Source organism: Polycladidibacter hongkongensis (genome assembly GCF_001561995.1).
Lineage (GTDB): Bacteria > Pseudomonadota > Alphaproteobacteria > Rhizobiales > Stappiaceae > Pseudovibrio > Pseudovibrio hongkongensis.
In genome coordinates this window covers 724201-746293 of sequence record NZ_LLWC01000022.1, presented here as the reverse complement: position 1 = coordinate 746293, position 22093 = coordinate 724201, and the positions used below count along the sequence as shown (strand labels likewise).

The following is a 22093-nucleotide window of genomic DNA, read 5'->3' as shown; positions in this document are numbered from 1 at the left end:
GGAAGTGAAACGCCCCTGCGCCAATGGTACTTCGTCTTAAGACGCGGGAGAGTAGGGCGCCGCCGGACATGATAACCTCACACACACACACTTCAAATTCAAACAAACACATAAAAAACCTCCCAAAATACAAACTAGCTTCATTCAGCAACGCACGTACAAACGGCAGCATGCGCGCATCGTTGTCTAAGTGCGCGTTAAACAGCATCCGCACCCGCGCAGATCACCCGCACGCACAAAACTCCACGACCGCGCATAACACCACGACCAAAATCAAATATTTAACGAGAAAACATAAAATCTTAGTGACTAAGCAAGCAATCTCAGACCAATACGCTTGACCCGTAACTGTTTGATAACTTCTTATGAGAGCAGCGTAAGGGGAATAGTATGGGCAAACAAAAGCTTATCTTGGATGTAGACACAGGGACCGATGATGCTGTTGCGGTGATGCTTGCAGCTTTGCATCCGGATCTTGAGCTTGTTGGCGTGACGACGGTTAATGGTAATGCCGAGGTGCGATATTGTACTGAGAATACATTACGAGTGTTGGATGCGATTGATCGGAGCGATATTCCTGTTTTTGAAGGCCAGAGAAAACCACTGGTTCGTGACGATTTTCCAGTGCCACGTTTCGATGGAGATTTGACGGACAAAATCCATGGGAAGTATCTCGACGTGGCGCCTGCAAGCAGTAAAAAACAACAGGGACATGCCGTTGAGTTTTTGGTCGAGACCTATCGTAATGCAAGCGAAGAAATTATACTCGTACCTGTCGCGCCCTTGACAAATATTGCAGCAGCCTTGGTTGCAGAACCAAAATTTGCGGATTGGGTACCACGAATTGTGTTGATGGGCGGTGCGCATTTGCACGGAAATACCACGCCATCTGCGGAATTCAACATTTGGGCGGACCCGGAAGCGGCTCGCATTGTATTTGCAGCTGGCTTTGCTGATATTACAATGGTACCGCTAGATGCGACGCATAAGGCGCTGGTAACTTTAGATGATTGTAAAAAACTGCGTAGCTTGGGTACAGCAGCAGGACGCCTCACAGCGCAGTTTACCGAACACCGCATAGGTGTACACGACGAGATTCAACGCATGGACATTGCCCACTCTGCGCCTGTTCATGATGCGCTATGTATTGCTCATTTACTCCATCCTGAGGTTATTACGCTAGAAGAGCATCATGTGGATGTGGAGTGCGAAGGTCGGCTTACTGTTGGGCAGACGGTTATTGATACGCGGAAGCGCGGACGAGGACAGCCGAATTGTAAGGTCGCGTTTGATGCTGATGCAGGGTTGTTTGTTGATACTCTTATCAAAACTTTCAGCTAGGAGAAGGCGCGTGAACCATAATAAATTAATAGTCGATAGTGATGGTGGCACTGATGACGCGCTTGCCTTGCTCCTGCTTATTGGTCATGGGCGGAAGCCAGAATTGATTACGACCTGTTTTGGCAATGTGAATTTAGCGCAAGCTACTCAGAATATCTTGGACACGCTTGCTGTGTGCGATGCGGAGGTTCCGGTTTTCACTGGTGCCAAAGACCCGCTTGCCGGTAATCGGGTAGACGCCGAAGATGTGCATGGCAAAGATGGTTTGGGAGGAATAGAACGCCCTGTCCAGTCTCGCGCTATTGCTAGGGATGGTGCCGTAGAGGCTATTATTCGGCTGCTGCGAGACGAAATGGAGGAAGGGCGCAAGGTGGATGTACTCACCCTTGGCCCGCTGACCAATTTGGCATTGGCCTTAAAAAAGGCACCTGATGTGCGCAGCGGTATTGCCAGCCTCTGGGTTATGGGTGGATCATGCCGGGGACGGGGTAACGTCACGGCTGCGGCTGAATTTAACATCTATTGTGACCCTGAAGCAGCGCGTGATGTTTTTTCGTTGCCACTGAACACGCATGTGGTGCCATGGGAGCCATCGCTTGAAACGGCAGTAGAAGGAGCGGCTATTATCACGGCATTCTCTGGTCTGCCAGACGTGCCTGTTGTGCGTTTTGCACGCGATATATGCGAGCATGGACGAGCGCTTGGGCGTGATTGGTACGACGAAGACTTCTGTATAATGCCGGACCCGCTTGCTGCCGCATATTTATTGGATAGCGAAATTAGTTTGCGGACAATTGTTGCGGGGTTGATTGTCGAGACAGGTGGTGAGAACACGCGCGGTGCGACCATAGTCGATTATGAGGATAAGGTCGGGCTACCAGCCGTTGGCATTGTAGATCAAGCCGATGGAAACCGGCTATCTGTCCTGTTTGCGCAAGCGATGCGAAATTTGGCGAACGCCTGATTGAAAGCCCCGCACATGGTTTGCGGGGCTTTTTTGTTTATACCATTGAGTATCCGGTGACCCCGAGCATGAGGCCTGCGAGCGCGATTGTTACTGTTTGCATAGCGCGTCCGTCACCCAGTATCTTTAAGAGACTGTTGCCTGCGAGCGCCCATGAGTTGTGAAACACCAAGCCACCAAGGCCGAAACCAATGCTAAGAACAAGGGTATTTTGCCAAATCGATAAGTCGTTTTCGCCAAGAAAACTTGTATAGGCGGACAGGCTCATTGCCCAAGTTTTCGGGCTTAGCGGGTGTATAAACAGACATTCCCAAAAACTTGGTGGCTTGCGCAGACTGACCTTTGTGAGAGAGAGGTTGATAATGCGCCATGCCAACCAAGCCATGTAGCAAAAGCCGGCAAGCTTCATGATTGTTACTATTGTACCCCCTTGGGAAAACATATGCCCTAAGCCAAATGCAACAGTTAAGTGCAAGAATGTTCCGCCGGCTATTGCCGCGAGGACGAGAGGCAAAGTGCGCCTAAAACCCATTGTAGCCCCAAGGGACATAAAGGTTAGGTTTCCCGGCCCAGGGGTGCCCGTCATAATAATGATGAAGATGGCTAGGCCGTAAATGCTTGCCGGTTCCATCGTAGAACTCCAGTATTGTTTTCCTATTTGATTTTGGCTAGGGTTACATTCGATACAATAGAGGTCAATTGTTTTATTGTTATGGATACAATATGGGCACCCGAGCTGAGCGGGCAAAATGGGCCGATATACGCGGCTATTGTGAATCAGATGGAGATAGATGTTCGCGCGGGCGTGTTGCAGGTGGGTGATCGGCTGCCACCTCAGCGGGAGTTAGCCTATAAACTTGGTGTCACCTTGGGCACTGTGACCCGGGCTTACAAAGAGGCCGAGCGTCGCGGGTTAGCGCGTGGGGAGACTGGCAGGGGAACATTTATTGCACAGCGACGCCAAACTCCTTCGCCGCTGATACCTGCGGCTGAACCGGAAGGAGGGTATGATCTGGGGCGCAACTTTGCTTTGCCCCATTTAAATCCGCCGTTAGAATTGGCACTAAAGGGTGTTGCCAAGGGGCCACATGTGCAGCGCCTGAGCAGTTACGCCCCGTCGCAAGGGCTTGTGCATCATCGGGAAATGGGAGCTCGCTTATTTGCCGAGTATTTTGGGCTTGGTGTTGATGCGAGCGAGATCGTGTTAACATGCGGGGCGCAACATGCTGTGCAATCGGCCGTTTTGGGCTTGCTGAACGAAGGTGACACGCTGGCGGTAGATGAATTGACCTACCCATCGTTGCTCAGCATTGTACCCCGCGCGGGCAGGCGACTGGTTAATATTGCATTGCAGAAACCCGATGGGCCACGCATTGGGGCAATGGACCCTGCGGCGCTGGATCATGCTTGTGTGAGCCAAGGGGTCCGGGCGGTGTTTCTTATGCCAAGTGTGCACAACCCAACAACTCATAGTATGACTCAATCGGAAGTCGATGCATTGGTCGCTGTTTGCGCAAGGCATAAATTGTTGGTCATAGAAGATGATCCCTATACGCCATTTGTTGGCCCGGAAGCTCTGCGACTTCCTTTTGGAAAAGCATTACCAGATCAAACTGTGAGTATAGCATCGGTTGGTAAGTTGGCATCTGCCGGTGTGCGCATTGGCTATGCGCGCGCTGCCGAGCCGCATTTAAGCAGCCTGCGCAATGCGGTTGGAGATAGCGTTTGGATGGCGTCGCCCATTGGCGCGGAAATCATCAGTTATTGGATTTCTGATGATACGCTAACGCCTGTGTTAGCGGCAAAGCGGGAGGAACTGGAACGGCGCTATAAGCTAGCCAAAAGGATACTTGGGGACTGGTTTGTGCAAGGCGGGGCCGATAAGCCATTCCTGTGGTTGCCGCTTGGCAGGGATACGCAAGGTGCAGTCGTGGAAGCTGAGCTGGCGCGCCAGAACCTGCGGGTTCTGGGAGCTCATCATTTTAAAGCCGAGCAGCGCGGCGGACTTGATGGCCTGCGTGTCTCGCTGGCGACGATTGGGCCGCGCACCGGCGAGCTGGAGGCCGCGTTGGAGCTGTTTGCAAAGGTGCTGGCGCAGGTTGAGCGAGGAGGGCGCTTCGAGCCCTTAGGCTAAGCGCTTCGTTACTGTTTGGACACAATCTGCTAGCCTACTACCGAGTAAAAAGAAAAGGCCCGCGCGGAGCGGGCCTTTTGCAATTTTTCGATCAAGCAGCTGCTTATTTTACTGGGCAGCTGTTGTCGGTGCGGTAATCGTGTACGGAGATCTCGCCAGCGATGATAGCAGCTTTAGCTTTTTCAGCAGCGGCTACCATCTCAGCAGATACGAGGTCTTTGTTGTACTCGTCCATTGCGTAGCTTACAGCGTTTTCCTTCAGGCCAAGGTGCTGAAGACCAGCGGTGAACTTGTCGTTCATTGCATCGGTGAATACAGCCTCAACAGCTACGTCTACGCCTTTAACCATGGAGGTCAAAACGGAGCCCGGATGCACGTAGTTCTGGTTGGAATCTACGCCGATGGAGAATTTGCCTTCGTCAGCTGCTGCCTGCAGAACGCCAACGCCGGTGCCGCCAGCTGCCTGGAAAACAACGTCTGCGCCACGTGCAAACTGGGATTTCGCCAGCTCGCCACCTTTTACAGGGTCGTTCCATGCGGCAGGGGTGGTGCCGGTCATGTTTTCGAAGACTTCAGCGTTGGCATCGGTTGCTTTTACGCCCTGCTTGTAGCCGCAAGAGAATGCGGAGATAAGCGGAATGTCCATGCCGCCAACAAAGCCGACTTTACCGGTTTTGGAAGCCAGAGCGGCGATAACGCCAACCAGATACGAACCTTCTTGCTCTTTAAATACAACAGAGCGGACGTTTGGCAGGTCAACAACGGAGTCTACAATTGCGAATTTTGTGTCAGGGAATTCTTTTGCAACTTTTTCCATTGCAGATGCCTGAGCGAAGCCGATACCAACAATCGGGTTCATGCCGCGGCGTGCGAAATTACGCAGTGCCTGCTCGCGCTGAGATGGGTTGGTAACTTCGAATTCGCGGTATTTGATGCCAGTCTTGGCTTTAAATGCTTCTGCGCCACGGTAGGCCGCTTCGTTGAAGGACTTGTCGTGCTTGCCCCCCATGTCGAAGATAACAGCAGGTGAAATGTCTGCTGCAAACGCTGAAGTTGCAAGCGAAGATGCCACAAGTGCACCAGCTGCGATTGTCTTAAGGAAGTTCATCCCCCAGTCCTCCAAGTAAACTAGTCACAGTTTTTTATCGTGTCGTTTTCTCATGTTAGCACAAGCGATGAGTGTATTTTTTTCAACGCCTTAGCAACAAAAGCCACGGTACTAGTACCGAACCTGCGCCCTCGTAGTCTACCCCAAAACGCAGTAATAGATACTTATAGTCGCATAAACGACAACTGTTTCCGCCAAGTGTTGGCTGAATGGACATAGTTGGCCACATGAATTGGCATTACGCAAGACAAAAACTAAGAAAATCACCGGTAGATGCAAAATTATTCATGAAATGCACATTGGCTCGGCTTTTTATAAAAGAATCATGCCTTCGATTTATTTTAGATCATGGCTTACATAATAGAATCGAAGTGAGGAGGGGTGATGTTTGGAACTTGGATTAAAGTGAGTGTTTTCGCCTTAGGGTTGTGCTTTTCTGCGGTGGGGGCACATGCCGGGAACGGGGCGCAAGCCTGTGGCAATACAGGAGCCGGTTTCGCAAAATGGCTGCAAGCTTACAAGGGAGAGTTGCAACGCAAGGGGCTGAAAACTGCAAACCTAAACAAGGCTCTTGGCGGGGTGAGCTATAATGCGACCGTGATCCGCTATGACCGCAATCAGAAGTCATTTAAGCTGTCTTTTGATGATTTTTATAAGTTGCGTGTCAACAATGCGATGATCAAAAAAGGGCGCAAGCTGATGAAGCGGCATGATGCGCTGTTTACAAAGCTAGAGCGTGATTATGGTGTGCCACGCGAAATCATAGTTGCAATTTGGGGGCTGGAGACCGGGTTCGGGCGTAACATCGGTAAGATGAACACCATTCGTGCGCTGGCAACATTGGCCTATGATTGTCGGCGGGCGGCGTTTTTCCGCAATGAACTCTATTATGCCTTACTGATCGTACAAAAGGGGGATCTTGCTCCTTCTCAAATGAAAGGCGCATGGGCTGGCGAGCTTGGACAGACGCAGTTTCTTGCATCCTCCTATGTAAAGTTTGCGATTGATTATGATGGGGACGGACGCCGGGATTTGTTGCACTCTGTGCCCGATGTGCTGGCCTCAACTGCGCATTACATGTCTGCCTATGGTTGGCGACGAGGGGAACCTTGGGGCCCAGGTACTGCGAATTATGAGGTCATCCGTGATTGGAACAAGGCGGGTGTTTATATAAAAACAATTCAGGTGATGGCGGAGAAATTGTCGCGTTAATCGCGTCAAATGATGGGAGTTCTAGAAACAAGAGCCGCGCGTTTGGCGCGGCTCTGGTGTTTTTAGTGCTTACAGCAGCTCTGCTTCGTCCGGTAAGCCGAGCTGGCGGCGGGCGGCGGTTAGCGTGTTGTTCATCAACAATGCGATCGTCATTGGGCCCACACCGCCTGGAACAGGGGTAATCGCACCTGCGGTATTGAGCGCCTCTTGATAATCAACATCCCCAACAAGGCGGGTTTTTCCTTCGCCCTTTTCGGGTGCCGGGATACGATTGATACCGACATCAATGACAGTAGCGCCTGGTTTTACCCAGGAAGCCTTGATCATTTGCGGGCGGCCAACAGCGGCAATCAGGATATCGGCCGTGGCGACAAGCTTGGGCAAGTCCTTGGTTCGCGAATGAGCGATGGTGACCGTGCAGTTCTCTTGCAGCAGCAACTGGGCGACAGGCTTGCCGACGATGTTGGAACGGCCAATGACAACGGCGTGCTTGCCAGATAGGTCTGTACCAAGTGCTTTCTTTGCCAGCAGGATAGAGCCTGCAGGAGTGCAGGGCACAAGGGCTTTGTCTGTTTGGCCGGCGCTTAGGAGGCCTACGTTAATCGGGTGAAAACCATCAACGTCCTTTTCCGGCTTGATGAGGTTCAGCACTTTGCCCTCATCAATGTGCTTTGGCAAAGGCAGCTGGACGAGAATGCCGTGCACTTCTGGATCATTGTTTAGCTTGGAGACTAGTTCCAGTAGCTCTGCTTCGGCTGTGCTTTCTGGCAAGACATGCTTTTTAGAATCAAAGCCACATTTGGTTGCCATGCGCTCCTTATTGCGTACATAGACTTGGCTGGCAGGATCTTCGCCCACAAGAACGACTGTCAGGCCCGGACGTTTGCCTGTTTCTTCCAGTAGGCGGGCGGCCCTCGCCGCGATTTCGTCAGTAACCGATGCGGCAACGGCGCGGCCATCAATAATTTGGGGCGTGGACATGCGTTTGCTCCTATTTGAAGATGACCGTGCGATCGCCATTTAGCAAAATGCGATGCTCAAGGTGGTATTTAACTGCGCGCGCGAGCACTTGGCTTTCGGTGTCACGGCCTTGAGCGACAAGCTCGTCGACTGTGTGGTGGTGCTCGACACGGCTGACATCTTGCTCGATGATCGGGCCTTCATCAAGGTCTGCGGTGACGTAATGGGCGGTGGCCCCGACCATCTTAACGCCGCGGGTGTGGGCGCGGTGATATGGCTTTGCACCAATAAAGCTTGGAAGGAACGAGTGGTGGATGTTGATGACCTTACCAGCAAGCTTCTGCGAGAGATCATCGGAGAGGATTTGCATGTAGCGGGCGAGAATAACAAGATCAATGCCTTCGCGCTCGACCAAATCCAAGATCTTGGCTTCTTGCTGCGGTTTGGTGTCTTTGGTGATCGGCAAATGGTGGAAGGGGATACCCTCGTGTGCAACACGAGACTGCCACGTGGTGTGGTTTGAGGCTACAGCGGCAAGGTCCATCGGCAATTGACCAGCTGAATTGCGATATAGCAAATCGTTCAGGCAATGGCCCATCTTGGAGACTAGTATCAGGACGCGTGGCTTTTTAGCCAGATCGTGCAGTTGCCACTGCAGATCGTAGGCGGTGGCGACAGGACTAAAGCCTGAGGTGAACTGCGCAGCCGTCATCCCTTGGGGGGCTGTAAAGGAGACACGCATAAAGAAACGCATGGTTTCTGGATCGCCATACTGGGCGCTTTCACAGATATTACAGTTTTGTGAGGCGATGCAATTTGCCACAGCGGCAACAATGCCTTTCCTGTCGCCACAAGAAAGGGTGAGTACGAAGTTTGCTTGACTGTTCATTGCTGTTTCTAGTCGTTGTGTCGTCTATTGGAATCTGGCTGGCAACATAGAAAGAGCTGGGCTGATTTAAAAGGAAAAACTCAAAAGTATTTGCGAAAATATAAGGGGGACGCGGCAAAATCAGGGGGCATTTTTCAGAATTGAGTGCCGCAAGAGACAGCGTTACCCTGCTGCTGGTGATTGCTTAAATGCGGAAAAGGCATTGACGGCAGCATTGGTGGAGGAAGCATGCGTATTTGCATCCTGCTTGAGCGTTTGGATGAAACCAGCGCTTGTTTTAGTGCAAAGGTGTTGGCACGTGGCTTTGCTGCAGAAGGGCACGAAGTTTTTCTTATTGTCGCAAGGGCCAGTCTGGATGATGTAGAGCAGCTGCGGGCTACAGGCGAGCTGCCAGAAGAGATCGCGGCGTTTGGGCTTGGAGCGAACAGTAATGGTGTTGCTGTTGGACCGCTGGGGCAGCTGGTTGCGCAGATAATGCCTAGTCTTGTGTACTCCATAGGCCATGGCGCCAATATTCTTGCTGTGTGCGCTGTGAAAATACGCCTCCGGCTTGGAGTTCCTGTTGTTTTGGCGGTGCCGGAGCTGTTTGATCCACACCCTGAGCTGAATAAAGAAATGCGGCCGTTGGTGCTGTCTCTGGCGGTGCCTGACTGCTACGGAAGCGCTGCGGCGATTGTGTGCTTTGGCGATGGGCTAGAAAATATGTTGCAAGCTTGTGGACACTTGCAAGAGGTGCCAATTACGCGTGTTTACCCGCCTTTGCTTGGGGCCGAGGTCTTCGCACACCGCCAAGTGAGACAACCGGAAGAGCCCTGCAAACGTGTGGTAGTGCAATGCGGACAGGAGCAAGATCTGCAGCACTTGCGCCATGTACTTGCGCATGCTTTTTCGGGTACTTCGATTCAGTTGGTGCTAGCTGTTCCGTATTCTGACTACGGCAATGCCTGTGCGCAAATGCCGGAGGGGGCGCGAACTGCTATCTTTCCCTATGAGGACGCACAACTGCGAGATGAGATAGCCGCAGCGTCGGTGTTTGTTAACTGCTGTCGTTCTCGGCAGATTTCGCGATTGCTGGTTGAGGCTCTCGCTCATGCAAGGCCTGTTGTCTGCCACGATGTGGGGATATCGCAACGCATGCTGTTGGATGGATTGGATGGCTTCGTCTTGGTGCGAGGGGAGAGGCTGCAAGAACTGGCGGCCGCGGCTGCGGCACTGGCGTTTAGCGAAGCTACGAACTCAAAGGCCCCTCGAAGGGCACACCTATTTAATGCGCATTCAAGTGTCATGGCACATCTTTCCCTTTTTGAGCGTTGGGAGGATGTCGCTCCCCAGTTGTTGGGGAGCTGAAATTATGTGGTCTTCCAGGGCGTTTATGCGTCCTGCAATTTGCAAGTCATTGGTCATCCCTGTGAATTTCCACATTAAGTTTTGAATTTATGCAAAACTGGTGTTGCCATGAAAGTTTGTAGGGGCTATAGAAGCGCCACCGACACGATGGGGTGTAGCCAAGTGGTAAGGCAACGGTTTTTGGTACCGTGTATCGTAGGTTCGAATCCTACCACCCCAGCCATCTTCTCCTGAAAATAGTTATATGACAGCATATTACGCGATTAGAGTTTCGCAGATGATTACTTGTAGTACACCGCTGTCGTACATAACGGGTCTAAGCCATCAGAATTTATGCACTTCAACTCTCAACTCTGAGAGGTTTTACGTGTGCATAAAGTGCAACATGCTTATCGTCGCGGTGATGTTTATTATTGGCAACGAAGATTACCAAAAAAACGTCTTTTAGATCCCGAATACGGTATTGATAATCATTACAATGCATATAACGGGATAGAAGAACCGATATTTTATCGAAACAACCGTATTGCTGATAGTGTAAAACCGAAAACACCTAAAGAACACAAAAATTCATCTCCGGGAAAAATACAACATTGTTTGCATACGCGTGAGTTTTATTTCGCGAAACAGAGGGCTTCACTGCTGACAGCCTTCAGTAATGCTGTGTTTCGTGTATATAGGCAAGGTATGCTTTCGGACGCGCAGGTAGTGGCGATGATACAGGAATTCGGAATTACGTTCACACGCGATCTGGATGCTGCTGCCTTGCGTGCAAAGCAACGTACTGATTTCAATATAGATTCTGAAGAAGCTAATGAAAAAGTTCAGCACTGGTTGCACAAACTGTTCGCTGCACATGGGAATAAGGTCAAGCTGAGAGAACGAGATCGGTTGTTAATGGTTCAAGACGGGCTTGGCCTAAAAGAAATAGCAGCTGTTGAACAGAGTTTATGTGACTGCGAATACCGGGCAGATAAGTTCATTTGGTATTCCCCCCATTTTTGGAGGAGTTATGGCGTAGAGTTACGCTCCCCGTTTTGAGAGGATCCTTGTTTTAGGACCACCCGGGTGGAAGATTTTCCGGGGTGTTGCGCTCAAGTCAGGGTATCGTCTGTTGAGCATTTGCGAGTACTGCCGGGGGCTTATTCCCAATAGCACTATGAGGACGTACCTCATTGTAGTCTCTACGCCAAGTCTCCAATTTTTCACGGGCATCGTCAAGGCTCATGAACCAGTGCGCATTTAAGCACTCAACCCGCAGAGAACCGTTAAAGCTTTCAATGAAGGCGTTGTCTGTCGGCTTTCCTGGACGCGAAAAGTCGAGGGTGACCCCTTTCGCGTAGGCCCATAGATCAAGATCGCGGGATACAAACTCGCTGCCGTTATCACAGCGTATGACTTGCGGATACCCAGTCTACCTACAGACCCTTTCCAGCGTTTCAACTACGTTCTCTCCTTTGTAACTAAACCTTGGGTCCGTGGCGGGCGAAAAGCGGGAATAGGTATCAACGATGGTCAGGATACGGACTTTGCGGCCGGTCGCGAGCTGATCATGTACAAAATCCATCGCCCAGACCTGGTTTGTGTGGGTTGGATCATGGCGATCTGCTCGAAGCCTGGCCTTCACACGCCGTTTCGGCGTTTTGTTGCGCAGTTGCAGACCTAACTCATTGTAAAGACGGCGCACGCGCTTTGGATTGACAGCCCAGCCTTCCCGCCGTAACAGAACATGAACCCGCCGATAGCCAAACCGGATACGGGTTTCACAGATCTCTTTTATTCGCAGTTTCAAAGCAGCCTGATCACCACGCTTTGACTTGTAGGTGTACAGGGAACGATCAATCTTCAGAGCCTGGCAGGCTTTGCGAATTGACACATTCCATGCCTCGCACACCTCATCAACGAGCAACCGTTTGCGAGCAGGCTTTAAAGCTTTTTTGACAAAACATCCTGAAGCATTGCCTTGTCCAAAGAAAGATCCGCTACCAATTTCTTCAGACGCCCGTTTTCCGCTTCCAGTTGTCGCAACCGCTTCATCTCGCAGAGCATCAGGCCAGCATACTTCTTGCGCCAGTTGTAAAATGTCGCCTGGCTCACTCCGGCCTTGCGACAGACCTCCGCTACCGCCATGCCATCTTCAGCCTGCTTCAAAACAAAGGCAATTTGCGCTTCCGAAAACTTTGAGGCTTTCATCGAATTCTCCTCTTCCCGACAACGGGAGCTTAAATGGAAAATTCCAACCAGAAACGGTCCAGATTATTGGCGGCAGATCACAGGACAAGACAATCAAATTTCGCGTTACCTCTCACGAAAAGGAGCTGCTGCAACGAGCTGCGGAGAGGCGTGGCAAATCTGCCTCTCACATCCTACGCCGTGCGATCAAAAGTGTAGCGGCGCAAAAGGATTACGGCAGTGATTTTCGCACAAATGTTGTTGAACTCCGACGCAGCATGAGTGCATTGCTTGCCAAAGGCGATGAGCTCACCCCGCAGGATATTGCCGCTACCCGCCAAGTCGTTGAGCAAGTCCTCGCAAATTTCCGATGATCATCAAAGCCCAGCGCGTCTCAACCAAACGCGGCATTGCTTTGGAGAATTCAGTACCCTCCTTCACTTATCCATATACATAGATTGCCTCGTAAGTGGGAAAGGACCGAAAACTAATCGAATATGACCGTTGTGCAGTTAAGCTTATTGCTAGACCATCCGCCCTGCAGGTCTCCGATATTTGAGGTCTCCGACCTGCAGGGCTAACAGCTGACATGTATATTTAGAAAACCTGCAAAACTGGTATTTGCGATCATTTGCTGTAGGGTGCCCATTGATATTGCTGCTAGTATTTGGGATGTAATCAATGCCTGCTTTTACTTTTGCTTCAAGCCTCAAGAAATTTACTTCTCTTGCTCAGCCGTATGCAAACCAAGTTAACCTTGACCCCATTCCTAAAGAAGCTAGCGATGCTACCGTAATCCAAACTGCGCAAAATGCCATAAAAACAGCTCTTGCATCAGACGCTGATGGTTTTCCGTCTAGCTACCTGTTCCGAATTCGTAAATCGATGGAAATTGCATTGTACCTAGAGGAGGCTCAGGTTGAAACGTGGTACCTTCTCTATGCAATCTTTGATAGCTTAACAGGTGTTGAGAAATGCCAACACTTTGAAAACGCAGGTGCGTGGCGATGTGCGCTAGATAATGCGACTTTGCTCATTAACAATCATTGGTTTCGGCATGAATTAATCGAAGGGTCAAGAGAAGAAGCTATTGCGGGTACTGTTCGCTCTCTACGGAGTAAAGGATTTCGCATGAATGTTGATGGCACAGGCATTAAGATTGCTCCCTCGGAGCTGAAGCGGTTGTGTGTTCGTCTGGAGAAAAAAATCCATAAAGTTGGAGGGGTGCAAGCAGCAAACATCCTGCTGGCCTATATGGGTGAGATTGGCCATATCAAAGATGGCTCGCTGATACACGCTCGTCGGCCAACACAGCCGTCTAATCTTCACGGAGGGCCAAGCCTGCCTTGGCACTTCATTTATTCGTTATGTTTGAAAAATGCGCGAATTCCTGCGCGTTCCAGCGCTTCCAAGAACGATATACAATCTATTGAAGAACTAGGTAGGCTCATTGCATCTGTTGTCGATGTAGAGCCGTATAGCGCATTTGAATACTTGAACCTTGATGGAGCCTTATTTTCACAAGCTCTACATGAAACTCTTGTTTATGATGAGATGTTTGCATTTCCGCAATGGCAGCCACTCACGTCGCCAGATTTATTTGCTGACTGGTTCAGGGCGTTGGAGAATGTTGGGTGTCGATTGCCGATTGTTAATGCGGATGGGTGGACTGAGCTCTCGAAGTGTCTACTTTCTCTTTCTAGCGAGAGTGCCTTGTTTCCAGTCACACGATCAAAAATCAGAACCGAAAGTCTTTCTCATGAAGAGACGACAAAGCTCTTAGATGTAATGTGTTCTCCAAGTGTTGATTTGAATAGGAGCTACTTGAGACCACACGATACAAAGCACAGAGATGCAACCTATTTTCCGGTACTAATGGGTCCTCGTGGTGAAGCATTGTTGCAGCCAAAGGGACCTTTGGGTCGTGCTATCTGCGAACGTGCGTATGCTTTAATGCGTGAGAGCAATATCCCTAGACTTGAAAACAAAATGGGCGCGGCGTTAGAGCACGTAACAGCGAGTGCACTGCGAGATTCTGGCTCTCCTGTTTCCGTTGTAAATGGATGTTACCCCAATCCAGATGGTGGAACGGATCTTGAAATTGACATTGCAGTCGAAACTGAGGAGCGCATTTTCCTTTTTGAGTGCAAGAAAAAGGTTTTAACCAATAAATCTCGTCAAGGAGATGCATTGTCTGCACTTGCTGATCTAGATGGTAGCTTCCTGCATTTTACAATGCAGCTGGCTAGGCATGAAGCCGCTTTAAGAACGCAAGAGACGTTACATTTTAGAAATGGTCAAAAGCTGTCGTTGAGTGGACGATCAATAGAAAAAATTGGGATAAGTTTGTTTGATCATGGTTCTATGCAACACAGGGACATGGTCATCTCGTTGTTAGAGTTGTTTATCGGACGACAGCTTACAATTGATGATCCTAAAGCACAGAAGCTTTGCAGTAGTTTTAACTCTAAGCTTGATGGATTAAGCGTGAGCTTAAGAAAGATAATTGATGCTCAATCTGGAAAAGATGCGGATCTCATCTTTTCATTTGCGATGTCAACATGGTGGCTGAGCATAGACCAACTCAAGTATGCAATGCTCAAAGGTAAGGGCTTATGGGTAGGACTTGAAAGAGTAAGGCATCTGACGCAAAGATCCGGTGATCTAATTTATGATATCTGCACACTAAACAACTTGAATGAAGTTGGAGAGGCAATGCTTGAAGTTAGCAAACAAATGGACAACCGTTCGCTAATATAGCCACAACAAATTAGTAATGGCTGTTTGTAAAATCAGGCTAGTGAGGCGTCACGCCAGCAGTGAGAGAGCCTTCATTCTCCTGCAGTAAACCAAGCCACTTACACTCTGAACTTTTGCCAAACGTCTCTATTGAATAATCGCCCCACATAATGTACCCGCATAGGTGTAGTGCACAAGACATTTCTGAGTTGAAATTGTAATTATTTCAATGGCTTACAAAGTATCGGAGTTGCGGCTGAGAATCCTACCACCCCAGCCATTCTCTCCTAAAATTTTACTGAGAATTTTGGCTGTTTAGTTTATAGCGGCGCCTTGTCGCTTTTTACAGATTCTGACAGGCTTTTTGCCTGTGGGATCTGCCCACCCCAAGGGGTTTAGGGGCGGGCAGTCGCGGTCAGCCCAGCATAAAGCGCAGGGCTTCTGGGGCTCTTATTTTCCAGAATGTATCAAAATGGCTTGCCCCTTCTTGGGTGATCGCTATGTAGTCTTTACCAGCTATGTACCCTTTTTCCTTAAGGGCATTTTCAAATGCGATGTGTGGGCGGGCATACATGGCGTCGAGATCTACCGTGCCACGATCGACATACACTTTGGCATTTCCGGGAGGCGGGAAATGTTCTGCAATGGCCTGTTGTAGTGCAGCTTCAACGCGATCGAATGTGTCGGGTGGATAGTTCACTTGCTGCGGGCCAAACAAGAACAGGTGGGCCGAGAATCCAAGTGCTCCGGAAAAGACTTCGGGCCTCGCCATCAGAGCTTCTACCGCCAGCATACCGCCCATCGATTGCCCAAGAATGTAAGTGTTGCCTCGGTCGGGCTTGGTGTCGAAATTGGCGTCGATGTAAGGCTTTAGCTCGGTTATGATGAAGTCGAAATACGCTTCTGTCAGCAGTTCGCCATTGCAAGACTGAGCGAGCATTTGCTTCATCTGCGCGTCGAAGTAACGCGCTATGGTTGGCGAGTTGTATTCGCGTGAGCGTTCCAGATGAATTGCTGCATTGGCAACAACAATTGCCGGGCCGATGCCTTGATGGGCCAGCATGTCAAGGATGAGATCCAGATTCCAGCCGCTGCCATATTTACTGGCGTCCGCATCAAACAGGTTTTCTCCATCACCTGCATAGATTACGGGCAGCGGACCTTTGTGGTGTGTTGTATCAGGCACCCAGATTGCAACGTCCCGGGGCGAAACGTGTTTCGATTTGAAATTTGGCAGATAAGTGATGGTGCCCTTGTCGACTTTTGGGGGGCCATGCATGTCATCGGCCTTAGCGGGTGGGGCGCTCAATAATGTTGGCGCGGCAAGTGTAAGCGCAGCACCGCTGATCGCCTGACGTCTGTTGAGTTTCATTTGCTTCCTCCCGATAAGTTGGTGAAGAAAGCCTAATCTGCCGTTACCGAAATGTCGTGTTGCCAATTGCTCAATTGCTGTTGTGTTGTGCTCGTTGTTGCGTGTGAGGGGGAAATGCCGAAATGTCGTTTGAAGGCTTGTGCGAACGCAGAATGTGAAGTGTATCCGACTTCCACGGCCACTTCCGAAGGGCGCTTGCCGGTGAAGGCGAGCAGGTGCCACGCAAGGCCAAGACGGCGGATTGAAATCCATTCTGCGGGGCTAAGGCCGTACACTTGCTTAACTCTACGGGCAAACGAGGCGCGGCTCATATTAGCCTTGGCCGCAAGGTCGCTCATGCTGATATCATGGCGCCAGTTTTCCTGCAGGACTGTTTGCAGCTGTGAGTCTTTATCCCGCATGGCTGCCTGATAGAGACTGGAAAAAACTTGCGGGCCGTTAAATTCCAGTAATTCGAGCAGTATTTGGTTTAGCAGGAGTTTTCGCATGCGAACACTTGGGGGGCCAAAAGATTGCTCGTGCTGGTGCTGGGCAGCAAGGCGCGCTTTTAAGGAAGGGGCGGGGCTAATGCGTAGAATGCTCTGGTTCGGTTTGTCACTCGAGATCTGTACAGCGTGTGCTTGTACAAAGTCACAGAGTTCTGCTGATGTGAAAAAAACGAGGTAAGAGCGATAATCTGGGCTATCGAGCGTTAGCGTTTGTGCTCCAGCGCGATAGAGAAGTGCAGAGCCCGGCGTGACTGTTAGTTTTTGCGTTGCAGCTTGAATAAGTTTCTTGCCAGCCAAGACTACAGATAACGCGTGCTGAGAAAAGCCAAGTGACATATGCGCGGGCGTGTCTTTTGCCAGATTATGGACGACTAGATTATTGTCCGAGGCCTCTCCACTGAGGAACACATCTGGAAGGTAGTAGTCGTGTGGTGAGTTCGGTAGAGAAAAGTTTTGTGTACTCATGCTCTCTCCCGGTTGATGCCAAAAGGTGAGAGTTGGTTTAATTAAGAAATCTATATGGTGATTATAGATTGTTCCACGGTTGTTGGGAAGTTATGTGTTCCGTCTTTTGTAGATTAAAGAAAGATGGCGTTTTCTTTCATTACAAATTTTAGATGTCGGGTGGTTGAGCAACTCTTATGCAACCGTAATGCAGCTCGCATTAACGGTTTGTTGCCTTTTTGGCGCGCGGCAAAAAACACACGCTCACAGAAAAGGGCGATGTTTTTTCTACCGCCGCCAAGGTAGCCTTTTTCAAGCAGCTTCAGCACGTTGATTTGGTGTTCTGCAGTGGCGGATGCCAGCTTGACAGGGTCTTCCAGCACGTCGTGATAGAAAGGTAAGGTGTCGAGGATCGCGTCCAGCTCGTTGCGGGTTTCAGCGTTTCTTATTTTGGCTGTGTCAACTACACCGCCCATTTCATCCAAAGGGTCTGGATGGCCTTGTCTGCGCTTGTCTGCGCAGTATCTGGCGATTGCCCGGCAATTGTTTTGCGCGAGGTGTTGCTTAACCGTGGTGCTGTTGTCGTGGCTGCGGTAATCAAGCAAGACCTCACTGAGGTTTGCAATCTGCGTGCGGTCTTGCAAGCGTAACCAGAGGTCGTAGTCTTGTGCGGCTGTGAAAAATGAGCGGTAACCGCCAACATCTAGCAGCACTTGTTTTCGGATCACAACGCTTGGATGGCAAACGGGATTGCGCCCCTTGGCGAAGGCCATAGCGATTTTGTCAGGATGGGTCGGATAGCGTGAGCGTTTGGTTTTGTTGTTGCTTTGCGAGAAAACCCGCATTTGAGTGCCAATAACTCCTATTCTTGGGTGCGCTTTTAGATAGGCAACTTGCTTTGCCAACCGGGCCGGATGGGCGATGTCATCTGCGTCCATGCGTGCGATAAATTCACCGTTGGCGGCGGTGATGCCATGGTTTAGTGAGGCGACTATGCCTGCGTTTTCCTGTTTAATCACCTTCAGACGAGGATCAGAGCCAGCAATCTCATCTAGATAGGCTTGCGTTGCATCGGTAGAACCATCATTCACGACGATTAGTTCAAAGTCAGTATGGGTCTGACATAGGATGCTTTCCACCGCTGTTGGTAAAAAAGCGATGCTATTATATGTGGGCAGGACGACAGAGAGATTTCTATGAAAAGAACTTGTCAAAGCGAGGGCTCGTTCGCATTAGTGAATTTTCGAGCAAGGTTTTGCTGCTCGAAAATTTTTGGGCGCTTTTGGTGTAGAAGGGGTTTTTTGTCCCACTATCTACGATTGACTTATACCTGACATACTCCTCGGAGTTATTGTTGTGAGTTTTACGTGCAATCGCGCTATTAACTTTTTCTGAAAAGTCTTGAAGATATTTAAAATGGAGAATGCTACACCATTCGTCAGCAAGTTTTACATTTCCTTTAAGTTGATGTAGCCCGTTGCCAGCGTCTATGGTTGAATTCCATTTCAACAACGTAACCTTACTCATGGCAGGAGAATCTGCGCAGACAAAGCGTTTAATTAATAAATTTTGTAGGGCAAACAATAGTCTAGGGGATCTGTAAGTAATTGATTTGAAAAGGAAGTTTTTAGTAATATTTACCCACTTTTTGTTTGTTTTCTTATTGTAAAAAACACGCTCGCGTGGCCCTCCTTTTATCGTAAACCCTGGAATTTGGTTTTTTGAGTTGCTTTTCCCTTGAAAGCGGTATCCATTTGGATCGAAAAAACTACAACAAGCGATTAGGCTATCGCCCGCCTTGTATGAAATGTTGTTTAAATCTTGGTCGGAATACATGTCGATCATTGGAGAGAATATGGCGCTTTTGTTTTGTTTGTCCCAATATTCGCAAAGCTGGGGTAGCTTTCTTTCCGGCCATAAGGGATGGACGTATAATTCGTCCGCGTCAAGTATTAGGACCCATTTATTTTTTGCGAGTCTATCGGCGACAATCTTAAGCCAGCGAAATCTATTGTTTTTGTAGCTTTCTTTTGTGTGAAATCGGGTCACATCTATTGAGTTGTCTAAAATTTCAGCTGTTTTATCTGTTGAATTGTTGTCTATAATTAAAAAATGATCTACTCCTAAATTGCGTTGATGTCGCAAAAAGTCGGGAAGCCGTAGCTCTTCATTGTACATGACACTAATGCAGATTAACTTTTTGTGTTGTAAATCGGGAACCTTTTCTGTTGTAAACGTTGATTCAAACTCGCTACGCATCTTTCTTTATTCCATAATCGAGCATTCTATAACCTAATTTTGCGGCCATGCCTTTAAGTCCTTTTTTGGGGTAACTTGAAAAACTTAAATCATCATGCATGGGAGTTTTTTTAATGTCAGTATCAAAATCTAGAAGGCTTCCAAAAAAGACATCATGCTCGGTGGTAAGAACACCTGCTAACGGCCAGAAGGTCATTTCTCCAAACTTTGGTTTGCCGTCCAACTCATAGAGATCTACTCTCACAAATTTAAACCCATCAGCTAACGTTAATGCAGCTTCTATCATAGTTTCCCAGGAAGCAGGCCTTGGAGGGGGGGTGTTAGACGTTCGCATCAGTGGATCGAAGGGAATGCCCATTGGTTGGTAATCTCGATCTACAACGATTTCTAAAGGGGATTGTCCCGTGCGTTCATGAATGACTCGCACCCATTTTACTTCATTGCTACAACAATGAAATTTGTAATCGATGACGTCTCCAGGCATGAATTGCTCTGCAAAAAATAATGGTTTTACATGAGCATAGGCCCATTCACCTTTTTCACGGCCAAATGTTCTGCGCGCTCTCTTTTTTAAAAAACTTCGTGCATTCTTCAGGTCGTGCTTATTGTGAATCACACGAACGGAACCATTATCATGGTTTGTTTTTAGCACGTACACGGTTGGAAAAACATCAAATGGAAGGTGATCTATATGATCAGAAACTCCATACACGTCCAAAAGAAAGCTGTTTCCAATACGTTCAGCGACGTAGCCACGGCATAGATATTTGTCTACACACACTATTTGCTCAGGCCGTTGATCATATAGCTTCAGCCATTGAAGTTTGTCAGTGAAAGTACTTGGGTTTGAGAGGTTTGGGGCTACACCCTTTTTCTCAATACACAATCTATTGATGGTGCGTTCAAGCTTCATGAAAGTCCTCAACTACACATAGGCTATTCTCAGAAGTGATGCACTTGTTTGGGAACACCTTGCGTAACGGAATGTGGGCATCTTTATTGTCTTCGCTAAAGTAAACAAAGCTGTTGCTAAGATAACCTTTAAACGCCATCGCGCTATTTTCAATGGTTTCGAGAGAATGAAAACCATCGTCAATCACTATTGATGGCTTGCGGCCGTTCAAGATTTCGCGAACACGTTCTTCACCATCAACAAACTGATCAAACAAGTGAAGCTCAGGTTGGCCAGCAATAAAGGCACCATTTTCTAGTAATCTGGGAAGATTGTTATTGTAGTGCGAGGTATCAATGTCTAGACCCAAGACATCAGCGTTTGGAAATAGTTCCTTCCACAATGCAAGGCCTGTTCCTTGTAAAATGCCGATCTCAACAATTGTTAAGTTGGCGCTTCGATCTTTTAACAACGGGCTTAGGGCGCGCGAGTACTCAGATGCGTAATTGTGATGGAACATGCGATCACCACCTATCATTCCGCCTACTGACAGCTGTTCAACGCTACGCGGGTCTCGTTTTGAGACTTTGTGTCGGCGAACACCCTCAACGTAACCACCAAATTTTTTTTCAACAGCCTGTAGCCATTGTGCCGATCCAATGGCATAGGATTCTGGAGAAGATATTTTGTTATACCTTCTATTCTGCATGTACTTCTTTGCTTTTTTTATGATTGCTCGCACAAATCTGTATCCTTCTATTCCAGCTAAAACACGTGACTTATAAGCTTAGCTGACACACATGCACACGATGTTCTATCATGTGCGTGTTTCCAGCCTAGCGCACCAATGCGCCGACGAAGGGCGTCATCAGAGTGGAGACGGAGCATGAGGTCTATCACTTCTTCTCGGCCCGAGTACTCTAGGATGCCATCCTCATAAAGATCTGATAGGCCGGAGGCTTTGGGGCTTATTGTGGTAATGCCTTGTCCGAGGAGTTGGGCAATGCGGTCAGAGGCATAAAGGTACGGCATCATCAGTGGATCTGTATCGTCCAGTGGTAAGTTCAAGCTGACTGGTGCTTCGCAAAGACGCTGCAAAAATTCAGTGCCTTCGATACGCTTGCTACCAAATGCTCGGCCAGCGCAAGCGAAGCGATAATTGCTGGGAAGTGCGTCTTGGATATATTGAAGTTGCTCTTCTCGTTTGCCAATGCCTGTTCCCAGAAATTGACCATCAAGACGGAAAGAGGTCAAGGGTTGCTCGAAAATCCTTTTTGTCTCTATCGAAGGGTCTACAGGGTTTGGCATGAAGTGGAGCTTATCCATCGGGATGCCAATCGTCGCCAGCTGCTTTTTGTCGGCGGTTGTGATAAAGGCGGCATGGCAATGTGCGGCGCGCGCTTTAAAGCTGGCCATCGTCTTTTTGCGGAAAACGGCATCCACGCAAAAGGTTGCAAGGCGAATGGCAGGATGCTGCTCTTTTAAGCGGTGAAAAAAGCTATCATCCAACAGATCGCAATGGCCAAAGAGCGCCATATGTGGCTGGTAGTTTTTTGCGGTTTGCAGCAGTTTTGCTGCCATGGCCTTGCGGCCAAAGCTTTGACTATTAAATGGTGTTGCTTCGCGTGCGTGATCACGATCTGAGAAGCACAACACACTGTGGCCGCAGCGGATAAAACCGTTGGCGAGCTTGTGATCCACATTGTAGTAGTTGCTGTAGAGCCCTTTACGGCCAAAGTTCCCCACGAGCAGAATGCGTTGTGCTTTCATGA

18 protein-coding genes, 1 tRNA gene and 1 pseudogene are annotated in these 22093 nt (G+C 49.1%); 8 read left to right on the top strand and 12 right to left on the bottom strand.

All coding sequences use genetic code 11. The annotated features are described in order from the left end of the window. Positions 1-390: 390 nt before the first annotated feature. Together AYK82_RS11485 and AYK82_RS11480 are read left to right on the top strand one after the other, a co-directional pair. Complete coding sequence (locus tag AYK82_RS11485) at positions 391-1341, top strand: nucleoside hydrolase (protein ID WP_068315553.1); 951 nt, start codon at positions 391-393, stop codon at positions 1339-1341. 10 nt (positions 1342-1351) lie between these two features. Then, positions 1352-2305 (top strand): nucleoside hydrolase, encoded by a 954-nt coding sequence (locus AYK82_RS11480; RefSeq protein WP_068315550.1) that lies wholly within the window; start codon positions 1352-1354, stop codon positions 2303-2305. 37 nt (positions 2306-2342) lie between these two features. Here AYK82_RS11480 and AYK82_RS11475 read toward each other — a convergent pair whose 3' ends face one another. Then, a complete protein-coding gene (locus AYK82_RS11475) occupies positions 2343-2936 on the bottom strand; it encodes a LysE family translocator (protein ID WP_068315548.1) in 594 nt (197 codons plus the stop codon). A gap of 81 nt (positions 2937-3017) precedes the next feature. On the opposite strand from AYK82_RS11475, the gene AYK82_RS11470 reads away from it, so the two are divergent. After that, positions 3018-4439 carry an aminotransferase-like domain-containing protein gene (locus AYK82_RS11470; protein ID WP_068315545.1) on the top strand — a complete coding sequence of 474 codons (1422 nt, stop codon included), beginning with the start codon at positions 3018-3020 and terminating at the stop codon, positions 4437-4439. 103 nt (positions 4440-4542) lie between these two features. Here AYK82_RS11470 and AYK82_RS11465 read toward each other — a convergent pair whose 3' ends face one another. Next, the gene (locus AYK82_RS11465) at positions 4543-5547 is read right to left on the bottom strand and encodes a BMP family lipoprotein (protein ID WP_068315542.1); all 1005 of its coding nucleotides are present in this window, start codon (positions 5545-5547) and stop codon (positions 4543-4545) included. A gap of 384 nt (positions 5548-5931) precedes the next feature. Between AYK82_RS11465 and AYK82_RS11460 the strand changes: the two genes are divergently transcribed. Beyond that, positions 5932-6759: a lytic murein transglycosylase gene (locus tag AYK82_RS11460; protein ID WP_068315539.1), complete on the top strand. Its 828-nt coding sequence runs from the start codon at positions 5932-5934 to the stop codon at positions 6757-6759. A gap of 69 nt (positions 6760-6828) precedes the next feature. Here AYK82_RS11460 and folD read toward each other — a convergent pair whose 3' ends face one another. Together folD and purU are read right to left on the bottom strand one after the other, a co-directional pair. Beyond that, positions 6829-7740 carry a bifunctional methylenetetrahydrofolate dehydrogenase/methenyltetrahydrofolate cyclohydrolase FolD gene (gene folD, locus AYK82_RS11455; protein WP_068315536.1) on the bottom strand — a complete coding sequence of 304 codons (912 nt, stop codon included), beginning with the start codon at positions 7738-7740 and terminating at the stop codon, positions 6829-6831. Between the two features lie 10 nt (positions 7741-7750). After that, a complete protein-coding gene (gene purU / locus AYK82_RS11450) occupies positions 7751-8608 on the bottom strand; it encodes a formyltetrahydrofolate deformylase (RefSeq protein ID WP_068315533.1) in 858 nt (285 codons plus the stop codon). A gap of 228 nt (positions 8609-8836) precedes the next feature. Here purU and AYK82_RS11445 point away from each other — a divergent pair, with 228 nt between their 5' ends. The 3 genes from AYK82_RS11445 (at position 8837) to AYK82_RS17990 (ending at position 10996) form a co-directional block, all read left to right on the top strand. Next, entirely contained in the window at positions 8837-9955 is a 1119-nt protein-coding gene (locus tag AYK82_RS11445; protein ID WP_068315529.1) for a glycosyltransferase, read from the top strand. 148 nt (positions 9956-10103) lie between these two features. Next, positions 10104-10178, top strand: a tRNA-Gln gene (locus tag AYK82_RS11440). Positions 10179-10324: 146 nt separating this feature from the next. Continuing rightward, complete coding sequence (locus tag AYK82_RS17990; protein ID WP_156453327.1) at positions 10325-10996, top strand: hypothetical protein; 672 nt, start codon at positions 10325-10327, stop codon at positions 10994-10996. A 58-nt stretch (positions 10997-11054) separates the two neighbouring features. On the opposite strand, the pseudogene AYK82_RS11430 reads toward AYK82_RS17990, so the two are convergent. After that, positions 11055-12148: pseudogene (locus AYK82_RS11430) on the bottom strand (IS3 family transposase). A gap of 660 nt (positions 12149-12808) precedes the next feature. Here AYK82_RS11430 and AYK82_RS11420 point away from each other — a divergent pair. After that, positions 12809-14887 carry an NERD domain-containing protein gene (locus AYK82_RS11420; protein WP_068315521.1) on the top strand — a complete coding sequence of 693 codons (2079 nt, stop codon included), beginning with the start codon at positions 12809-12811 and terminating at the stop codon, positions 14885-14887. A 394-nt stretch (positions 14888-15281) separates the two neighbouring features. Here the strand turns inward: AYK82_RS11420 and AYK82_RS11415 are convergent, their stop codons facing one another. The 7 genes from AYK82_RS11415 to AYK82_RS11385 all read right to left on the bottom strand — a co-directional run bounded on the left by AYK82_RS11415 (position 15282) and on the right by AYK82_RS11385 (position 22091). After that, positions 15282-16238, bottom strand: coding sequence for an alpha/beta hydrolase (locus AYK82_RS11415; RefSeq protein ID WP_068315520.1), 957 nt, complete (start codon positions 16236-16238; stop codon positions 15282-15284). Between the two features lie 32 nt (positions 16239-16270). Then, positions 16271-17191, bottom strand: coding sequence for a helix-turn-helix domain-containing protein (locus AYK82_RS11410; protein WP_082733871.1), 921 nt, complete (start codon positions 17189-17191; stop codon positions 16271-16273). A gap of 113 nt (positions 17192-17304) precedes the next feature. Continuing rightward, positions 17305-18384 (bottom strand): glycosyltransferase family 2 protein, encoded by a 1080-nt coding sequence (locus tag AYK82_RS11405; protein WP_082733870.1) that lies wholly within the window; start codon positions 18382-18384, stop codon positions 17305-17307. Next, positions 18365-19429, bottom strand: a complete 1065-nt coding sequence (locus AYK82_RS11400; protein ID WP_068315510.1) for a glycosyltransferase family 2 protein — start codon at positions 19427-19429, stop codon at positions 18365-18367. The genes AYK82_RS11405 and AYK82_RS11400 overlap by 20 nt, the downstream gene beginning before the upstream one ends. Next, the gene (locus AYK82_RS11395; protein WP_068315507.1) at positions 19422-20342 is read right to left on the bottom strand and encodes an ATP-grasp fold amidoligase family protein; all 921 of its coding nucleotides are present in this window, start codon (positions 20340-20342) and stop codon (positions 19422-19424) included. Before AYK82_RS11395 ends, AYK82_RS11400 begins: the two co-directional genes overlap by 8 nt. After that, positions 20332-21063 carry a hypothetical protein gene (locus AYK82_RS11390; protein ID WP_156453326.1) on the bottom strand — a complete coding sequence of 244 codons (732 nt, stop codon included), beginning with the start codon at positions 21061-21063 and terminating at the stop codon, positions 20332-20334. Before AYK82_RS11390 ends, AYK82_RS11395 begins: the two co-directional genes overlap by 11 nt. 23 nt (positions 21064-21086) lie before the next feature. After that, positions 21087-22091, bottom strand: a complete 1005-nt coding sequence (locus AYK82_RS11385; protein ID WP_068315501.1) for a glycosyltransferase family protein — start codon at positions 22089-22091, stop codon at positions 21087-21089. Positions 22092-22093 lie beyond the last annotated feature (2 nt).

Excerpts from the sequence above, each read along its gene's own strand:
- AYK82_RS11395 (WP_068315507.1), bottom strand. The coding sequence starts at position 20,342 with ATGAAGCTTGAACGCACCATCAATAGATTGTGTATTGAGAAAAAGGGT.
- AYK82_RS11420 (WP_068315521.1), top strand. The coding sequence starts at position 12,809 with ATGCCTGCTTTTACTTTTGCTTCAAGCCTCAAGAAATTTACTTCTCTT.
- folD (WP_068315536.1), bottom strand. The coding sequence starts at position 7,740 with ATGTCCACGCCCCAAATTATTGATGGCCGCGCCGTTGCCGCATCGGTT.
- AYK82_RS11460 (WP_068315539.1), top strand. The coding sequence starts at position 5,932 with ATGTTTGGAACTTGGATTAAAGTGAGTGTTTTCGCCTTAGGGTTGTGC.
- AYK82_RS11415 (WP_068315520.1), bottom strand. The coding sequence starts at position 16,238 with ATGAAACTCAACAGACGTCAGGCGATCAGCGGTGCTGCGCTTACACTT.
- AYK82_RS11385 (WP_068315501.1), bottom strand. The coding sequence starts at position 22,091 with ATGAAAGCACAACGCATTCTGCTCGTGGGGAACTTTGGCCGTAAAGGG.
- AYK82_RS11475 (WP_068315548.1), bottom strand. The coding sequence starts at position 2,936 with ATGGAACCGGCAAGCATTTACGGCCTAGCCATCTTCATCATTATTATG.
- AYK82_RS11445 (WP_068315529.1), top strand. The coding sequence starts at position 8,837 with ATGCGTATTTGCATCCTGCTTGAGCGTTTGGATGAAACCAGCGCTTGT.
- purU (WP_068315533.1), bottom strand. The coding sequence starts at position 8,608 with ATGAACAGTCAAGCAAACTTCGTACTCACCCTTTCTTGTGGCGACAGG.
- AYK82_RS11410 (WP_082733871.1), bottom strand. The coding sequence starts at position 17,191 with ATGAGTACACAAAACTTTTCTCTACCGAACTCACCACACGACTACTAC.
- AYK82_RS11470 (WP_068315545.1), top strand. The coding sequence starts at position 3,018 with ATGGATACAATATGGGCACCCGAGCTGAGCGGGCAAAATGGGCCGATA.
- AYK82_RS11485 (WP_068315553.1), top strand. The coding sequence starts at position 391 with ATGGGCAAACAAAAGCTTATCTTGGATGTAGACACAGGGACCGATGAT.
- AYK82_RS11400 (WP_068315510.1), bottom strand. The coding sequence starts at position 19,429 with ATGCGTAGCGAGTTTGAATCAACGTTTACAACAGAAAAGGTTCCCGAT.
- AYK82_RS11465 (WP_068315542.1), bottom strand. The coding sequence starts at position 5,547 with ATGAACTTCCTTAAGACAATCGCAGCTGGTGCACTTGTGGCATCTTCG.